The 16,845-nt window shown below is 56.7% G+C and carries 13 protein-coding genes; 9 read left to right on the forward strand and 4 right to left on the reverse strand.

All coding sequences use genetic code 11. The annotated features are described in order from the left end of the window. Nucleotides 1-32: 32 nt before the first annotated feature. Nucleotides 33-674, reverse strand: coding sequence for a PAQR family membrane homeostasis protein TrhA (trhA, locus tag REIFOR_RS11645; protein WP_100257724.1), 642 nt, complete (start codon nt 672-674; stop codon nt 33-35). Between the two features lie 139 nt (nt 675-813). Between trhA and imuA the strand changes: the two genes are divergently transcribed. The 3 genes from imuA to recQ all read left to right on the forward strand — a co-directional run bounded on the left by imuA (nt 814) and on the right by recQ (nt 4,733). After that, on the forward strand, nt 814-1,440 hold the full coding sequence (imuA, locus tag REIFOR_RS11650) for a translesion DNA synthesis-associated protein ImuA (protein ID WP_158524371.1): 627 nt from the start codon (nt 814-816) through the stop codon (nt 1,438-1,440). A gap of 1 nt (nt 1,441) precedes the next feature. Continuing rightward, nucleotides 1,442-2,833, forward strand: coding sequence for a Y-family DNA polymerase (locus REIFOR_RS11655; RefSeq protein WP_100257726.1), 1,392 nt, complete (start codon nt 1,442-1,444; stop codon nt 2,831-2,833). Nucleotides 2,834-2,933: 100 nt separating this feature from the next. Beyond that, nucleotides 2,934-4,733 (forward strand): DNA helicase RecQ, encoded by a 1,800-nt coding sequence (recQ, locus tag REIFOR_RS11660; protein WP_100257727.1) that lies wholly within the window; start codon nt 2,934-2,936, stop codon nt 4,731-4,733. A gap of 16 nt (nt 4,734-4,749) precedes the next feature. Here the strand turns inward: recQ and REIFOR_RS11665 are convergent, their stop codons facing one another. Together REIFOR_RS11665 and menA are read right to left on the reverse strand one after the other, a co-directional pair. Beyond that, the gene (locus tag REIFOR_RS11665) at nt 4,750-6,036 is read right to left on the reverse strand and encodes an Hsp70 family protein (protein WP_100257728.1); all 1,287 of its coding nucleotides are present in this window, start codon (nt 6,034-6,036) and stop codon (nt 4,750-4,752) included. Nucleotides 6,037-6,117: 81 nt separating this feature from the next. After that, entirely contained in the window at nt 6,118-6,987 is an 870-nt protein-coding gene (gene menA, locus REIFOR_RS11670; RefSeq protein WP_100257729.1) for a 1,4-dihydroxy-2-naphthoate octaprenyltransferase, read from the reverse strand. 261 nt (nt 6,988-7,248) lie between these two features. Between menA and REIFOR_RS11680 the strand changes: the two genes are divergently transcribed. The 5 genes from REIFOR_RS11680 to REIFOR_RS11700 all read left to right on the forward strand — a co-directional run bounded on the left by REIFOR_RS11680 (nt 7,249) and on the right by REIFOR_RS11700 (nt 14,421). Then, complete coding sequence (locus tag REIFOR_RS11680) at nt 7,249-10,386, forward strand: error-prone DNA polymerase (protein WP_100257731.1); 3,138 nt, start codon at nt 7,249-7,251, stop codon at nt 10,384-10,386. A gap of 309 nt (nt 10,387-10,695) precedes the next feature. Then, nucleotides 10,696-11,646 carry a hypothetical protein gene (locus REIFOR_RS11685; protein WP_100257732.1) on the forward strand — a complete coding sequence of 317 codons (951 nt, stop codon included), beginning with the start codon at nt 10,696-10,698 and terminating at the stop codon, nt 11,644-11,646. Nucleotides 11,647-11,677: 31 nt separating this feature from the next. Next, nucleotides 11,678-12,736: a CARDB domain-containing protein gene (locus REIFOR_RS11690; RefSeq protein WP_100257733.1), complete on the forward strand. Its 1,059-nt coding sequence runs from the start codon at nt 11,678-11,680 to the stop codon at nt 12,734-12,736. Between the two features lie 122 nt (nt 12,737-12,858). Further along, nucleotides 12,859-13,467, forward strand: a complete 609-nt coding sequence (locus tag REIFOR_RS11695; protein ID WP_100257734.1) for a hypothetical protein — start codon at nt 12,859-12,861, stop codon at nt 13,465-13,467. Between the two features lie 150 nt (nt 13,468-13,617). Beyond that, on the forward strand, nt 13,618-14,421 hold the full coding sequence (locus REIFOR_RS11700) for a DODA-type extradiol aromatic ring-opening family dioxygenase (RefSeq protein WP_100257735.1): 804 nt from the start codon (nt 13,618-13,620) through the stop codon (nt 14,419-14,421). A gap of 39 nt (nt 14,422-14,460) precedes the next feature. On the opposite strand, the gene REIFOR_RS11705 is transcribed toward REIFOR_RS11700, so the two are convergent. Beyond that, nucleotides 14,461-15,027: a PhnA domain-containing protein gene (locus REIFOR_RS11705; RefSeq protein ID WP_100257736.1), complete on the reverse strand. Its 567-nt coding sequence runs from the start codon at nt 15,025-15,027 to the stop codon at nt 14,461-14,463. A gap of 489 nt (nt 15,028-15,516) precedes the next feature. On the opposite strand from REIFOR_RS11705, the gene REIFOR_RS11710 reads away from it, so the two are divergent. Further along, nucleotides 15,517-16,788: an MFS transporter gene (locus REIFOR_RS11710; protein WP_227003670.1), complete on the forward strand. Its 1,272-nt coding sequence runs from the start codon at nt 15,517-15,519 to the stop codon at nt 16,786-16,788. Nucleotides 16,789-16,845 lie beyond the last annotated feature (57 nt).

Below are 16,845 nucleotides of genomic sequence, written 5' to 3' on the forward strand. Positions count from 1 at the left end.
AGGGGTGCGGCCGTTCGAACGGCGAATGGTACTCAGAAGGCATAAAACAGGATAGCAAAATAGTGCAGCGTGGCACCGGCGAGGACAAAGAGATGCCAAATGGCGTGGTTCAAGGGAATGCGTTTATTAACATAGAACACCACTCCGCCGCTGTAGGCTAGGCCGCCAGCAACCAACAGGGTAAGACCCTGTGGCGCCATATTGGCGATTAACGGCTTAATGGCAACGAGTACCGCCCAACCCATTAGCAAATAGAGCGTTACCATCAGCGCCTTAATCTTGCGTGCCGGCGACAGCTGCAGCACGGTACCGATCAGGGTCAAACCCCAAACTACACCAAACAGCGACCAACCCCAGACGCCCCTGAGATTGATCAGGGTAAAGGGGGTATAGGAACCGGCGATGAGATACAGAATCGCGAGATGGTCGATCTGACGCAGTACCTTGCGGATCGGCGCGGGCTGAATGGCATGGTAGAGGGTCGAGGCCAAAAACATAAACACCAGAGTCGTACCATAGATACTGGCACTGACCACCTGCCATGGATCCTCGGTTGGGATCGTCACCATCAACAGCACCACCAGACCAACGATCGCTAGGACGGTTCCGATACCGTGGGTCAGGCTGTTGGCCCATTCTTCTAGGGCGCTATAGCGCGGCAGTAGTTCAGTCATGGGCCGGTCTCAAGTAAATAATATACAACTGTATATTTAATCAAGATGAATGCAACCTTTTTATTCTCTGGCAAATCAATCGCGCTTCGCTATACTGTATATCCATACAGCAAAAGGCATGCGCCATGAGTTTCCTCGCGTGAGCTTAGTAGACACCCTGACCGAACAGGGTCGGATCTGGACCGCGCGGGACGCACGGGAAACGACCGTCGCCGCCATAAGCAGCGGCTATGCCGAGCTGGATGCCCTGCTGCCGGGTCATGGCTGGCCCTTAGGGGCTGTGACAGAGATCCTCTACCCTGAGCTCGGCTGCGGCGAGTTGCGCCTGCTGCTGCCGGCCTTGGCCCGATTAAGCCAGCAGGACGAGCGCTGGCAACTCTGGTTAAATGTGCCCTTGCCACCCTGTGTCCCCGCCCTACAGCATTGGGGTTTTAATACCCGGCGCCTATTGCTGGCCCATACCAGCCGGCCGGTCGATGTCTGCCACAGCCTGGAAAAAAGCCTTCAGAGTGGCGGCTGCCAAGCCGCCGTGGTCTGGTTGACGCAGCTCGACAAGGCCTTGATGCGGCGCATCCAGCTGGCCGCCGAAAGCGCCCGGGTGGCAGTCTTTATGCTCCGACCGAGCCAATTTGAAAATCAGCCCAGCGTCGCGTCGTTGCGCCTGGCGATTAACGCCCAGGGCCGGATTAATATCATCAAACGCCGGGCCGGCTGGCCGGTCAATGATCTACAGATCAGCCTGCCGCTCAATCGGGTCGGTTGCTAACATGCTCTGGCTGCATATTCACTTTCCGCGCCTAGCCCTAGAAGCGCAGTTTATGGCCGACCCGCGACCGCTGCCGCAACTGCTGCTGATTCCCGGTCAGCACACCATCGCGCAATGCAACGCCGCCGCCGTCAGCCAGGGTGTAAGGGTCGGCATGAACAAGAAGACCGCCTTTTGCTTGCTCGCCGACTGCGCCATCGCCGACTATGACAGCCATTTAGAAGGCGAGTCACTCAACCAACTGGCCCTGCTCTGCTACCATCAGGCGGCGCAAATCAGCCTATTGCCACCTCAGGGCTTACTGCTCGAAGTCGGTTCCATGCTGCCGCTCTTTGCCGGCCTAGATGCCTATTGGCACGACTTGACTCAGCGCCTCGACAGCAGCGGCTTCGAATACCGTATGTCGACCGGCCATACGCCCTCGGCGGCGCGTATTCTCGCCGAGGCCGGACTTGGCCTGTGCAGCGACGACATCGAGGTTCTGCAACAAAACCTGCTCCAGCTGACAGTGGCACAGCTCGGCTTGCCGGCGCCATTGGTCGATAAACTGCAAGCCATGGGCATTCGCCAATACGGTCAGCTCAAGAGCACGCCGCGCAAGGAGCTTGGTTATCGCTTTGGCATAGACCTGATTGAACGCCTGCAGCGCTTGGAAACCGACAACCGACCGCCGGTCAGTTTTAAGCTGCCCGAGCGTTTTGCGCAGGTGATGCATCTCAACTATGACGCCGAACAGGCGCGCGGTCTGCTGTTTCCGTTGCGCCGCGCGTTGTTAAACCTCGAAGCCTATCTGCTCTCGCGTCAGCGGGTGTGTGAAAAGTTACTGATTAGGTTGGCGCACCGTGACGGCCGCAGGAGTCTGTTAACGATACCCTCGGTGCGCGGCTGTTACCGGCAAAGCGACTGGCTAGCCTTACTGCAGCTGCAGCTTGATCAGACCCAGCTGATCGATCCGGTGGTCAGCCTAACCCTGCGCGCCAAGGGCTTTTTACCCATGCAGGCGGAAAACGCCGATCTGGTTGGCGATCGCTATCTGCAGGGCGATGCCGATCGGATGCATGCTCTGTTATTGGCCCGACTCGGCGAAGACCGGGTGCAGACCCTAAAGGCCGAAGCCGACCCTCGCCCGGAGGTGGCCAGTCAGCTGCAAAATTCCCACAGCACGCGCAGCGCACAGTTTATGCGCCAGTGGCCAAGCCTACTCTTGCCCGAACCGAAGGCCATTCGGGTCCAGGAATACCAGCTGATCAGCGGTCCGGAGCGCATCGAAGGGGGCTGGTGGGATAATGGCCGGGTTCGACGCGACTACTACATTGGCCAACAGGGCCAGCAGCGCGTCTGGCTGTTTCGGCGCGACGATGGCGGGTGGTTTTTGCACGGTCTGTTTGCTTGACGCCTGTCACGCAGTGCCCAAAGCCGGGCCTGACAGGCTGGTCGTCAGCGTCCAGACAGGCTATATTGCCCGGCACATCGACCCCAGGAGCCCATTGAAAATGCAGGACGCGACGCAAATTCTGAATCAGGTATTTGGCTATACCGCCTTCCGCCCACCGCAGGGGGAGGTCATCGAGACGCTGCTCGGCGGCGGCGATGCCTTTGTGTTGATGCCCACCGGCGGTGGTAAGTCGCTCTGTTTTCAAATTCCGGCGCTGGCACGACCGGGCATCGGCATCGTTATTTCGCCACTCATTGCGCTGATGCAAGACCAGGTCGATGCCCTGTGCCAATCCGGCGTACGCGCCGCCTGCCTGAACTCGACCATGCCGCCGGGCCATAACGCCGAGATTGAGCGTCGCGCCGTGGCCGGCGATATCGATATTCTCTATATAGCGCCAGAACGACTGACCCAGGCGCAAACCCTAACGTGGCTGGCCCAGCTGCAGATCTCACTGTTCGCCATCGATGAGGCCCATTGCGTGTCGCAATGGGGCCATGACTTCCGTTCCGACTATCTCAAGCTCAGCCTGCTGCATGAACGCTTCCCGACCATTCCGCGCATCGCCCTGACCGCCACCGCCGATGAGCGCACTCGGGCCGAAATTATCGAGCGCCTGCAACTGGGCAATGCGCGCACCTTTATCAGCAGTTTCGACCGACCCAATATCGATTATCGGATCAGCCAAAAGCTCAAACCCAAGGATCAACTGCTCGACTTTATTCGCCAAGAACATGCCGAGCATGCCGGCATCGTCTATTGTTTGTCGCGCAAAAAGGTTGAAGCCACGGCGCTCTGGTTGCAGCAGCAGGGCTTTAATGCCCTGCCCTACCATGCCGGCCTAGATGCGACAGTACGGCAAACAAATCAGCGCCGCTTTCTCACCGAAGAGGCGGTGATTATCGTCGCCACCATCGCCTTTGGCATGGGCATCGACAAACCCGATGTGCGCTTTGTCGCCCACCTGGATCTGCCCAAGAGTGTCGAAGCCTATTATCAGGAAACCGGCCGAGCCGGACGTGACGGTCAGGCCGCCACCGCCTGGATGGTCTATGGCCTTGAGGATGTGATTAAGCTTAAGCAGATGATGGCCGGCTCGGACGGCGATGAACAGTTTAAACGGCTGGAGCAGCAGAAGTTGAACGCCATGCTCGGCTTGGCCGAGATCACCAGCTGCCGACGCCAGGTGCTGTTGCGCTACTTTGGTGACCGACTGCCCGAGCCCTGTGGCAACTGCGACAACTGCCTGAGCCCGGTAGCAACCTGGGATGGCACCGACGCCAGTCGCAAAGCGCTCAGTTGTGTCTTTCGCACCGGTCAGCGCTTTGGTGTGGGCCATCTGATCGATGTGCTGCGCGGTAAAAATACCGACAAAGTGCGCCAGTTTCGCCACGATCAGGTCTCGACCTTTGCCATCGGCCAGGATCTCAGCGACACCCAATGGCGGTCGGTGTATCGCCAATTGGTGGCGCGCGGTTTGATCAATGTCTTGGATGAATACGGCCAGCTGCAATTGGCTGAACCCAGTCGCGCCCTGCTCAAGGGTGAGAGTCGGATCGAGTTGCGCCTCGACAAGGCGCCAAGCAAAACCACCCGACCCGGTAAGTCACGCACCAGCGTCGACATTCCGGCCGCCGACAGCGCCCTCTGGGATGCCCTTAGAGCGTGCCGATCGGCCATCGCTAAGGCACAGAAGGTACCGCCCTATGTGATTTTTCACGATGCCACCCTGCAACAGATGCTCAGCGTCCGGCCTCAGTCGTTGGCGGCACTGGGCAGCATCGCCGGCATTGGTGACAAGAAACGCGAACAGTATGGCGCGGCGTTTCTCGCGGTTCTGGCCGACTTCGCGGCCTAGCCCTAGGCCGCAGGCATCAATAGCGCCGCTGAGCTTCCAATACCAGGCCCTTACCGACGCTGTTAAAGAGATCCCCGCTGACCCAGTTGGCGTCCGGAAATTGGCTTTGAATTAACGCCCGAACCGAGGGCAAGGCGGTCGAACCGCCGGTGGTAAAGATGGTATTGATAGCACCCTTGCCGATACCGGCCTGCGCCAGGGTTTCCGCTACGGCGGCAAAGACTCGATCGACATCGGACTGAATCGCCGCATCGAGTCGGGCCCGGTTGACCGGATGGGCCAGGACGTCGCCAGAGCCTGAGTCGCGGTTTAAAAAACTCAAGTCAATCTGTGTTTCCTGCCGATCGGCCAGATCGATCTTGGCCTGTTCCACCTGCCCGGCCAAGCGATGCCCGTCCTTCTGTTTGAGCAACTGAATCAGCCGTGCGATGGCGTCCGGTTGCGCCATATTCAGCCGCAAGTCGGCCAGATCGCGCAACACCTTGGGGTCATAGAGAGAGTGGATACGATGCCAGGTACCCAGATCGACATAATAGTGAATCGGCATGGCCAGATTGGGTTTGTCCTTGTAGGGCACGCCTAAGCCAAAGTGCGGCATCACCGTTGCCAAGCTCAAGTGGCGATCGAAGTCGGTGCCGCCTATATGAATGCCGTGATTGGCCAGTAAATCGGCCTGTCGATCGGTCTTCTCGCGGTTGGCCTTAGACAGCTTGATCAGGGTAAAGTCAGAGGTTCCGCCGCCTATATCGATAATCAAGGCAATCTCTTCCCGATCCACGGTCTGTTCGTAGTCGTAAGCGGCGGCTATGGGTTCAAACTGAAAGGAAATGTTTTTAAAACCAACCGCCCGGGCGATCTCGCTCAGCCGGGCTTCCGCAGCGGCATCGAGATCGGGATGGTGATCGTTAAAGTGCACCGGCCGGCCCAAGACCACCGACTCCAGCGCCTGATTGGAAAACTGTTCGGCGCGCTGTTTCAGGCTTTGCATAAAGAAGCCGATGATGTCATTAAAGGTATAGAGCTTGTTTTTAATCTGGGTGCCATCGTCCATTTGACGAGAGCCGAGGATGCTTTTCATCGAGCGCATCAGCCGACCAAAATCACCGCGCGTATAGTCCTCAATGGCATGACGACCGAAACTGATGTTATCGCCTTCGAAATCAAAAAACAGTGCGCTCGGCAGGGTCGTCTCCAGCGCACCGGTGCGAGGATGTTTTTCCAGCGGCACCATGGTTGCACGCTGATCAATTACCACACCCACGGTCGAGTTTGAGGTACCAAAATCCAAACCACATAGCGACATAGGTCACGCTCACAGCAATAAAACGGCCGCGGATTTTAGACGTTCTGACCGGCCTTGCCAACCCTACTTTGGCCCGGCGTGTTAAAACACCACCAGCACCGCGCTCATGGCCAGGCAATAGAGCAGCACCAACTGAGCCGTTTGAGCCAATTGCAGATTCAAGCCAGCACCTTGACGCACGCGGATCGCGCCCACCAACCGGCGCAAGAAGGGCGTCATCATCAAGACCGGAATCAATGACACCAGACCCAAGGGAAAGCTGATCACCAGATGGCCGACCACGGCTGTGATCAGCAGGCCAACATAGAGCTGACGCGCTCGATTATCCCCCAGCACCACGGCCAATGTATGTTTATTGGCTGGGCGGTCGGTGGCGATATCGCGGATATTATTGACCAACATAATGGCCGCACTGATCAAGCCGGCAACGGTGCCATAGCCCATTACCACAGGATTGATCTGCAAGGTATGCACATAATAGCTGCCGCCCACGGCCAACCAGCCAAAAAACAGCAGCACCGTCACCTCGCCCAAGGCGTGCGAAGCCAGAGGCCAGGGACCGCCGCTATAGGCAAATACCGCCAATAGAGCGGCCAGACCAAAGGCCAGCAAGCCCCAGCTGCTCAGCGCGACTAACCAGAGGCCGCTGGCGATGGCCAGCGCACTGACCAGGCCCAAGCCCAGCAGAAGCTGAAAGGGCGACATCAGCCCGGCCTGGGTGACCCGAGTCGGGCCCTTACGCAAGGCGGTGTCGACCCCGGAGCGGCCATCGAACCAGTCGTTGGCGAGATTGACGGCAATCTGCAGACAAAGGGCACAGATTAGCGCCAACCATAGGTTCAACGGCTGTAATAGGCCATCGTGATAGGCCAGGGCCGAGCCCAGCAGGATGGGGCTGACCGAGGCGGCCAGCGTTTTAGGACGAATGGCCAGTAGCCAGGGCTTTAGCATGGTCAAAAACTTTTCCGGAAGACGATAGAGAGGGCCCTCAATAGGGTGACCTGGCTAGCCTAGAGGATGCCATAGATCCGAGACAGGTCAAATGATTCTCTGGGCCCCTGACCTAAGGCTAGCACTAAGATCCAGGGCCGATCGATCCGAGCAGCATAGGACCTCGGATACAAATCGCTGCACAATAGCTTGCTTGGGGACTGTCGCATCGGGGTGAAAATCTGATACTGTATGGATAACCAGTATTTATTCTGAGCCGCCATGTCGACACCCGATCCCGAATTTGCAGAATTGCATTGCCTGAGCAACTTTAGTTTCCTACGTGCCGCGGCGCACCCACAGGAGCTGATCAGCCGAGCCGCCGAACTGGGCTATCGCGCCTTGGCAATTACCGACGAATGTTCGCTGGCCGGCGTCGTGCGCGCCTGGCGCAGCGTGCAGCAAAATGCGCTCCAGATTAAACTGATCATCGGCTCTGAGTTTTATGTCGAGGGCCATAACCTGGTCTTGCTGGCCAAAAACCAACGCGGTTACCAACAGCTGTGTCAGTTGATTACCCGCGCTCGGCGGCGCAGCGACAAGGGCGCCTATCTGCTTTACTTGAAGGACTTTAACCAGCAGAGCACATCCGACTGTATCCTGCTCTATGCCCTGCCCCGCCACGGTGATGTCCAGTCGACTCTGATGCATCTGCAACAACACTATGCCGAGCGCCTCTGGCTGCTAGCGGAAAATCTACTCGCCAATGGTGACGCCGAATATATAGCCCGTGTAGTGGAGACCGCCCGCGCTGCCGCCCTGCCCATTGTTGCCAGCAGTCATGCCCTAATGCACCGCCCCAGCCGCAAGCCGTTGCACGATTGCCTGACCGCGATCCGCGCCAATCAAGCCATCGAGTCGGTGCGCCAGCTGTTAAAACCCAATGCCGAGAACCATTTGCGCGCGCGCAAAAAACTCGCCTCTATCTACCCATCGGAGTGGTTGGCCGCCAGCCTGGAGATCGCCGAGCAGTGCCACTTCGATTTGCGCAGCATCCGCTACAACTACCCGAAAGACACCCTGCCCGGCCAATATACGGCGGTCGAATATTTGCGCTTACTGGTCAACCAAGGCGTGCAGAAACGCTTCGGTCAGCAGGCCGGAGCGGAAATTCTCGCGGTAATTGACAAGGAGCTCGGTCTGATCCGGCTGAAAAATTACGAGCACTATTTTTTAACCGTTTACGACATAGTGCGTTTTGCCAAGGGGCGCGGCATTCTCTGTCAGGGGCGGGGCTCGGCGGCTAATTCGATCGTCTGCTATGTCTTGGGCATCACCGAGGTCAACCCGCAGGAGGCCTCGTTGTTGTTCGAACGCTTTATCTCTGAAAGCCGCAATGATCCGCCCGACATAGATGTCGACTTTGAACACGAACGGCGCGAAGAGGTCATCCAATACATCTACCAACGCTATGGCCGAAAGCGCGCCGCACTCGCCGCCACGGTAATCACTTACCGACGCAAAAGTGCCCTGCGCGATGTTGCCAAGGCACTGGGCATAAATATTGAGCAGCTCGAGCAGAAGATCGCCAATTACGGCTGGCGTTATCGGGCCAGCAACTGGATCGATGAGATCGTCAACGACGGGCTCGGGTTAGCCCAGCATCAAATTGAAATCTTTAAACAGCTGCTCGATGAGATCAGCGGTTTTCCGCGCCATCTATCGCAACATGTCGGCGGCTTTGTGATTACCGAGGGGAACATCACCGACCTGGTGCCGATTGAGAACGCCAGCATGGCCAACCGCACCGTTATCCAGTGGGACAAGGACGACCTGGAAGCGCTCGATATGATGAAGGTCGATATACTCGCCCTAGGCATACTGAGTGCGGTGCGCAAGACACTCGATTATATTCGCCAGTTTCATCAGACCCCGATCCGCATTCAGGATATAGCGCGCGACGATCCGGCGGTGTTTGCGATGATTCAGCAGGCCGATACGGTTGGCGTGTTTCAGATTGAATCGCGCGCGCAAATGAACATGTTGCCGCGCCTCAAACCGGCTTGCTATTACGATCTGGTGATCCAGGTCGCCATCGTTCGACCGGGGCCAATTCACGGCGACATGGTGCATCCCTATTTAAAGCGCCGCAGCGGACTGGAAGCGGTCGACTACCCCAAACCGGAACTGCGCCCGGTGCTCGAACGTACCCTGGGCATCCCCATTTTCCAGGAACAGATCATTCGCTTGGCCATGGTCGCGGCCGACTTCAGCGCCGACGAGGCGAACGATTTACGCCGCTCGATGGCCAGCTGGAAGAACGCTGGGCACATCCAAACCTTACGCGAAAAGCTGACCAACAAGATGCTCGCCAATCACTATCCGTTGGACTATGTCGAGCGCATCAACCGGCAGATCGAAGGCTTTGGCGAATACGGCTTTCCGGAATCGCACGCCGCCGGCTTCGCACTGATCGCCTATATTTCAGCCTGGTTGAAATATCATTATCCGGCGGCCTTCTGTTGTGCCCTGCTCAATAGCTTGCCGATGGGCTTTTACAGCGCATCGCAACTGGTGCAGGATGCTCAGCGCCATCAGGTGGCCATTCTACCGGCCGACCTCAACCTCAGTGCCTGGGACAGTTGCCTGACCACCAGCGCGACCGGCGCGACCGCGATCCGCATCGGCCTGCGGCGCATCAAGGGACTGCGCGCCAGTGCCGGACTGAGCTTGCTGCTGCACCGCCCCGACGCCGGTTACCAGCAAATTCACCAACTCGAACGGGTACCCGGCCTAAGCCGCGCCGATCTGGACGCCTTGGCCAGCGCCGATGCCTTGGCCCAGATCAGCGGGCATCGCTTTCAGGCCCGTTGGCAGACCGCCGCGCTGAATCAGCAACAGGATCTGCTCAGCACCGCCTTTACGGATGACGACCACAGTCTGGCGGCGCCGGATGAGTTTGAAAACCTGATTGCGGATCAGAACAGTACCGGCCTATCGCTGCGCAAACATATATTACAGCTGCTGCGCGAAAAGGAATTACTGCCCGCCACGCCAACGGCCGACCAACTGCTCGACCTGGCCCTGACCGCGCAACGCAAACCCCATCGGCTCAAGGATGCCAAGGTGCAAATACCCATAGTAGTGAGCGGCCTGATCACCAACAGACAGATGCCCAAAACCGCGACTGGGGTTACCTTTATCACTCTGGAAGACCATACCGGCAATATCAATGTCATCGTCTGGCTGGCTGTCGCCCAGCAGCATCTGCGCACCCTGACCACCGACACATTGGTGGTCATCAAGGGCCTGCTCGAGAAGGCGCCCGACAGCGATGTGATCCATGTGATCGCGCAAGAAATTAAGGGCTTCAGCCACGTCCTCGGCGAACTGGAACTGCAATCACGTAACTATCATTGAGCTTGCGCAATTAACTGAATATCCATAGTCCAAAATGGACAATAGAGTTCAGAAGTTTTAGATCACCTTCTCAAAATACCGGACGCACACTCTTATAATGGTTTGGCTTCAAAGGATTGCTCACGAAAAACGGTCCAACTCTGGGATAGGTTTTCTGAATGTCGTTTGTTGTATTTTGGCCTTAGCCCACGCTTACGTTGCCTGCCCCGCTCTGGGTGCAGTGCGCTGTTCCCCGCTCCGTTTGATGACTCGTCCTTTGCCGGCACTGAAACTTTTTAAAGTTGATAAAAAAGCAAAGGAGAAAATGCCATGAGATTAATCTCGATAAGCGTCACCCTGTTTGGCTTGCTGTTTGGCCTGCTATTCGGCACGGCGCAGGCCACGACTGTGCTGTATCAGGATTTCAATCAGTTGATCGACACCAGCCAGCATGTCCTGACTGGCGTGGTCACCCAGATGGACGCTAACCAAGCAGCCAATGGCGACATCTACACCACCCTAATTTTGCGCGATGCGGCGCGGATCACGGCCGCGGGCTCAACACCCATCGCCAAGGCGGTCAGCCTGAGGTTTAAAGGCGGCACCGTTGCGCAACTGGACAAACAACAGCGCCAGGTCGGCGAACAAACCTTACTCACCCACGGTGCGCCAGAGTTCAGTCTGGGAGACAGCCTAGTGGTCTTTGTCAGCCATAATGGCGTCGCGGACATGCCCTTCGTCGGCTTCAGTCAGGGCGTCTTCAAGGTCAACGGCCGCCAAGAGGTGCTCACCGCCCAGCAAGAGCCGATCGTTGGTTTTCAGGGTGCCGATCTTATTACCGAAACGGCACAGGGTTTAATGGCCCGCGGCCAATTGCTTGCTGCCGGCGCAACGGCCGAGCAACAGTCTGCCGAGGGCGTGCAGCTGCTCAGTTCTGATGGCGGCCTGGACCGCTTAGTGCACCGTTCAGTGGCCACCAATAGGGCTGCGCTGATGCAACGCCCGCGCGCCTATGCCCCGGTCGATGTGCGTAACTTTGTGTCCATGATCCAAGAACGCAAGGCCCAACAACTGCACGTTCATGGCGGGTCGATTGCGACCCAAGTAAGCCTCAAGGACCTGTTTAGCTTGCCGGCGCTTAGCACTTTGGTGGCGACCGAACGGGATGCCCAACTGGCCGGAACGCGAACACTGAACCGGCAGACCCTGGCGGATCCGCAAGCACGACCGGTATTACCGCTGGCCGAACCGGAAGCCAATCAGTTGACCGATTCTGAATAAGAGCAGACAGACACTAACAAGGACTCTCACCATGAAAAAACGAACTCAGTTAATGCTTTCCGGCGCGCTAATAGCCTCCTTGGCCGCGCTGGCGATGACTGCAAATGCCGCCGCATGGCGCACTTGCAACGGCAACAAACAGATCTGGCGCAGCGATTGGACCAACATGTATTTGTCCACCACCTCCTTCCCCATCGGTTCCCAATGGGACCTGCGGACCCAATATAAGATGGCCGAGTGGAATGCCATTCGCGGCAGTAACTTCCGCTTTTATGTCGGCCGCGATACCGACGGCAGTCACAACAGTTCCAATGGTCGCAACGAAGTCTATTTCGAATACAAGCCATCGGACTCCTACCTTGGCGTGACCCGCTCTCGGCTAACCTGCTATTGGCTGTTTGGGACCCGGTACGGTTATGACGAGGCCGATATCGGCATCAACACCCGCTATGCCTGGACCTTGGGCGACTTTACCGGCTCCAACACCGGATCACCCTATAACTTTGAGCTGGTCATGATGCATGAACTCGGTCATGCCTTGGGTTTGCTGCACTACGACGGTCGACCGGACACCATGAATACCTACTATTTCAATGGCGGGCCGATCGGTCATTACAACACCGTCGAACCCCATGCCGATGACCGTTGGGGCTTGCGTCTACTCTACCCAGACAGCACGACAGAGCGCGATGTCTCGGTCTCGCGTTTCTATAATACCGGCGGCGGTGCCTCGAGCTTTAATCGGGTGCGCAACACCTCCGGCTCTTGGGTCACCAGCCTCAATCGTGGCAGCCAATATGATTTGGAATACACCCTTGAAAACCTGGGCACCCAAGGCGAAACGCCGAGCATTCGCTTCTATTTGTCGACCAATAATTATATCTCCACCGGCGATACTTACCTAGGGGGTGCAGGCTGGAATATGCCATCGGGCAGCTATGCCACTGCGGACAAACGTTTTACCGTTCCAACTGGCCTAAGACCGGGAACCTATTATATCGGCTATGTGGTGGACCCGACCGGCAGCATTCCGGAAAGCAGCGAAAGCAATAATTTTGTCTCCCTGTTACATCCGCTCACCATCCGTTGATCGATGCGGCATTGCACACTCGATTAAGCTGACGAATGTGCGATGCCGCACACAGAACGGCTGTAAAAGGCGCGGCATATTATGGGCCCTTTACAGCTGAGTTATTTTTCAGGAGAAACAACATGGCAACCTTTTTCGCATCGCTGGTGCTGATGATGGGCCTATTGACCCTCAGCAGTTGCTTACCCTTAGACGAATCGACCCAGTCTGCTAGCTGTCTGCCGCCCATAGATATGGCCGCCGGCGAGCAGCTTACCTACCAGGTCAGCTTGGTCGACGAACTGTTTACCCTGCGTTTAGAGCAGACCGACAGTCAGACTCTGAGCCTAACCCAAAACTCATCCCGCGCGCCGAGCACCACGGTGACACTGACGTGGCAAGACCAGGCCGAATGTCCTAACTACAAGACCGACCAGACCCTCTCCTTGGTTGACCAACTGTTGGTGTACAACAGCCGACCGTTGACTCTGGTACGCGACCTCACCGAAGAGCCCCTGCTCGGAGCGGAAAACCCACCCACTCAGTTGCTGGAGACCAACCTGGTGTGCCGAGCCGCGCCGCCGTTCGAAACCTGCGAGGCGGATTACCAATTGGATGGCCAGATGTATCATTGGCGCGCCGTCACGCAGGTCGATGGCACTAGACCCGGCTTTGGTCTGAGCGAGTTTAGCCTACAAAACCTCAGCCGTTCGTTGGTTAACATTGAGTTAATCGAGTGGAATGGGCTCTAGCCAGCAGGTCGGACCTTATGGCGGGGCTACTACCATGGCAGGGAGCTAGAAGGGTCAGATCAACTGAACGACATCCTCAGTATTTTTTGCTAACCCTGGGCGGTCGGAATGACTAGACTGGTTACAAAATCATCTGGGCCAAAACCGGTAATGAGCACTGAAATCAGTAACGGATCCATCATCTTCGTGCCGCATGGCGGCGGACCGCTGCCATTGATGGACGATGCCGAACACCGTCCATTAACAGCCTTTTTACGCCAGGTCGGTGGTCAATTGAAACGCCCTAGCGCCATTATCCTGGTTACCGCGCATTGGGAAGCCAATCCGATTCGTGTCTCAAGCGCGGCGCAACCGGGCATGTTATTCGACTACGCCGGGTTTCCCGCCCATACCTACCAATACCGTTACCCAGCCGTTGGTGCGCCCAAACTGGCTCAGGCCATTGTCGCGGCGCTTCAGGCCGACGCAATTTCAGCGGTCGAAGATGCCGAGCGGGGGTTCGATCACGGTACCTTCGTACCGCTTATGCTGATGTATCCAGATGCCGATATCCCCGTGATACAGATGAGCTTGCACCCGAGTTTAGACCCAGCAGTGCATATCCGCATTGGTCAGGCGCTGGCGCCCTTTGTCGATCAGGGCGCCCTATTAGTCGGTTCGGGTCTATCGTTTCACAATATGCGCGCCTTCGGTGGCGGCGACACTCAAGCAACGGCCAAGAGCAAAGTCTTCGATGTCTGGCTCAATCAGACCCTGGCCAGCAACCCTGACGCGGCGGAGTATGGCTTACATCATTGGCTCGAGGCACCGGAGGCTCGTTTCTGTCACCCCAGAGAAGAACATCTACTGCCGCTGATGGTCTGCTATGGCGCCGCCAGTGCGCGCCAACAACAGCTCAAGCCGCTATTCCAGGGCCAGCTCTTTAAGACTCATATATCGGGCTTTGGCGTTTAGAAGATGGGCGCGCGCCTATTCACCGAGCCGGTGGGTTTATTAGGCTTTTTTCAGAAAGGCCGCGACTAAGACAATACGGGTGCCATTGACCTTGCCTTCAATATGCTTTGGGTTATCCGTAAGGGTGATGCCGCGCACCATCGTGCCGCGTTTAGCGGTAAAGCCGGCACCCTTAACGTCCAAATCTTTGATCAGCGTGACCGTATCGCCAGACTGCAACACGACTCCGTTGCTGTCACGCGTCACCTCGGCACTGTCATCGACCAGTCCGGCCTTGGCCCAGGCCATCAGCTCATCGTCTAGATAGAGCATATCCAAGGCGCTCTGGGCCCAAGACTCACTGGATAATTCCTGCAACAACCGCCAGGCCAAGACCTGAACGGCGGGGGTCTGGCTCCACATACTTTCATTGAGGCACATGAAATGGCGAGGGTCTTTTTCTAGCGCACCGGATGCCTGATCTAAGCAGGCGTTGCAGAGCAGCACACTGGCGTCGGCACCGAGATCGTTACCGCCCTCGACTAAAAAACCAGCAAGACCGGCGGTGCTTTTGCACAGTTCACAGACACCGCCACTGCGGGTTTCCAATAATATTTGCGTCGACATATAAGTTCTACTTGTTGGATTTTGTCCGCCATTGTAATCGATCCGCACATTTAGATGCGATTTTCCGAGCCTAAGACGGCCAAAACGGCGCAAAGAAGGTCCCAGTTTCAACTCGATTGCAAGCGCATATGAGGACTCAGTTTTGCCTGCCTTATGCGCACACCCTATTTTCACACAGCTTGGTTCAGGCGCACTTAACGTTTCAGCTAACCGGCCCAGCTAGGGCGACTTTACAGGTCTGTAAGAATTAACTTGACCTGGGCCGGCGCCTAGCGTATATAAGCTGCCGCTGAAATAGTCTAACAGGCAGTACCGATATTCCGGTTAGCTTAGGGGTCGTTTGTAGCGCTTAAAACGGGGCTTCCGTTGAGTCTGTTGGCAAACAGTTCAGATGGGGTTCCGGGCAAGCTCCCGGTAGAAATACCGGGTAAAAAATACCGTGTCGAATCGGTGGATTAGATTGATGTTAGTTTTTCTGGAGAAAATAATTTGATACGGGCTATCTATTCGGTCACAAGCTTACTCCTTGGTATGGGTATCTTGCTCTCCGGCTCAGGTCTTCTGGGCACTCTACTAGGCTTACGGGCCAGTGCTGAGGGCTTTTCAGATATTACCATTGGTCTGATTATGGCGGCCTTTTATTTCGGTTATATTGTTGGCAGTCAATGGTGCCCGCCACTGATCACCCGCATCGGCCATATTCGCACCTTTACGGCCCTGTCCGCCGCTGCCGCGGTTGTCTCATTGCTCCATGGTATGGTTATCGATCCTTGGTTCTGGGGCCTATTGCGACTGATCCACGGCATCTGCATGATCGGCCTCTATATGGTGATCGAGAGCTGGCTGAACGAGCAAATCAACCACCGCCGAGGCCAGGTATTCGCTGTCTATATGATGGTATCCCTGGGTGCCTTAGGCGCCGGTCAATTTTTAATTATCATCTATGGTGCCGATCAACTGGGCAGCTTTGCCATGGTCGCCATGCTGTTCTGTTTGGGTCTTATACCCTTGGCGCTGACCCGGGTACATCAGCCGGTCTTGGCCAGCATCACCAAGATGCCACTGCTTGAGCTGTTCAAAATATCCCATGTCGGTGCTTGGGGTGCGTTGAGCTCCGGCCTAATTACCGGCTCGTTTTGGGGTCTGTCGGCGGTTTATGCGCTCGATATTGGCCTGAGCGACAGCGAAGTGGCCAGTTTTATCGCCTCAACCATTATCGGTGGCGCCCTATTGCAGTGGCCTATCGGTAGCCTCTCAGACCGTTATGACCGTCGCCTGGTGCTGTTTTGGGTGTGCATCGGTGCGGCCGCGTTCGCGCTGTTGATGTTTATCATGAGCGGTCGCGGCGGCTTGTGGCTCAGCCCGATCGCCGTGATCTACGGTGGACTCTCCTTCGCGCTCTATGCCCTGAGCGTAGCTCAGACCCATGACCGAATGAGCGAAGGCAATACTATGGCGGCTACTCAAGGCTTGCTGTTGTTAAATGGCATTGGCGCCACGTTGGGTCCGCTGTTAATTGGTGCCCTAATGTATGGCTTGGGTACGACCAGCTTCCCGATCTTATTGGCGGTGTTTCTGCTCTTGCTCGCGAGCTATACCCGCTATCGTATCGGAGCAGATCCGGCGGTTCCGGCTGCAGAACGGACTGAGTTTGTACCCATTACCCGAACGTCTATCGAGGTCCTGGAGATGGATCCGCGGGCCGAATCCGAGTCAGAATCCGAGTCAGAATCCGGGACGGAGTCGGATATGAAGGCTTAGGGCGTGAACACGGGCAGGATTCACCTGTCGGGGTTTAATCGACCTCGATGCATGCCG

The sequence above is a fragment of the Reinekea forsetii genome (assembly GCF_002795845.1).
GTDB lineage: Bacteria > Pseudomonadota > Gammaproteobacteria > Pseudomonadales > Natronospirillaceae > Reinekea > Reinekea forsetii.

Bases quoted from the DNA above. Each gene is read 5' to 3' on its own strand.
- REIFOR_RS11685 (WP_100257732.1), top strand. From the start codon at position 10,696: ATGAGATTAATCTCGATAAGCGTCACCCTGTTTGGCTTGCTGTTTGGC.
- REIFOR_RS11680 (WP_100257731.1), top strand. From the start codon at position 7,249: ATGTCGACACCCGATCCCGAATTTGCAGAATTGCATTGCCTGAGCAAC.
- REIFOR_RS11665 (WP_100257728.1), bottom strand. From the start codon at position 6,036: ATGTCGCTATGTGGTTTGGATTTTGGTACCTCAAACTCGACCGTGGGT.
- REIFOR_RS11690 (WP_100257733.1), top strand. From the start codon at position 11,678: ATGAAAAAACGAACTCAGTTAATGCTTTCCGGCGCGCTAATAGCCTCC.
- REIFOR_RS11700 (WP_100257735.1), top strand. From the start codon at position 13,618: ATGAGCACTGAAATCAGTAACGGATCCATCATCTTCGTGCCGCATGGC.
- REIFOR_RS11695 (WP_100257734.1), top strand. From the start codon at position 12,859: ATGGCAACCTTTTTCGCATCGCTGGTGCTGATGATGGGCCTATTGACC.
- trhA (WP_100257724.1), bottom strand. From the start codon at position 674: ATGACTGAACTACTGCCGCGCTATAGCGCCCTAGAAGAATGGGCCAAC.
- menA (WP_100257729.1), bottom strand. From the start codon at position 6,987: ATGCTAAAGCCCTGGCTACTGGCCATTCGTCCTAAAACGCTGGCCGCC.
- REIFOR_RS11655 (WP_100257726.1), top strand. From the start codon at position 1,442: ATGCTCTGGCTGCATATTCACTTTCCGCGCCTAGCCCTAGAAGCGCAG.
- recQ (WP_100257727.1), top strand. From the start codon at position 2,934: ATGCAGGACGCGACGCAAATTCTGAATCAGGTATTTGGCTATACCGCC.
- REIFOR_RS11705 (WP_100257736.1), bottom strand. From the start codon at position 15,027: ATGTCGACGCAAATATTATTGGAAACCCGCAGTGGCGGTGTCTGTGAA.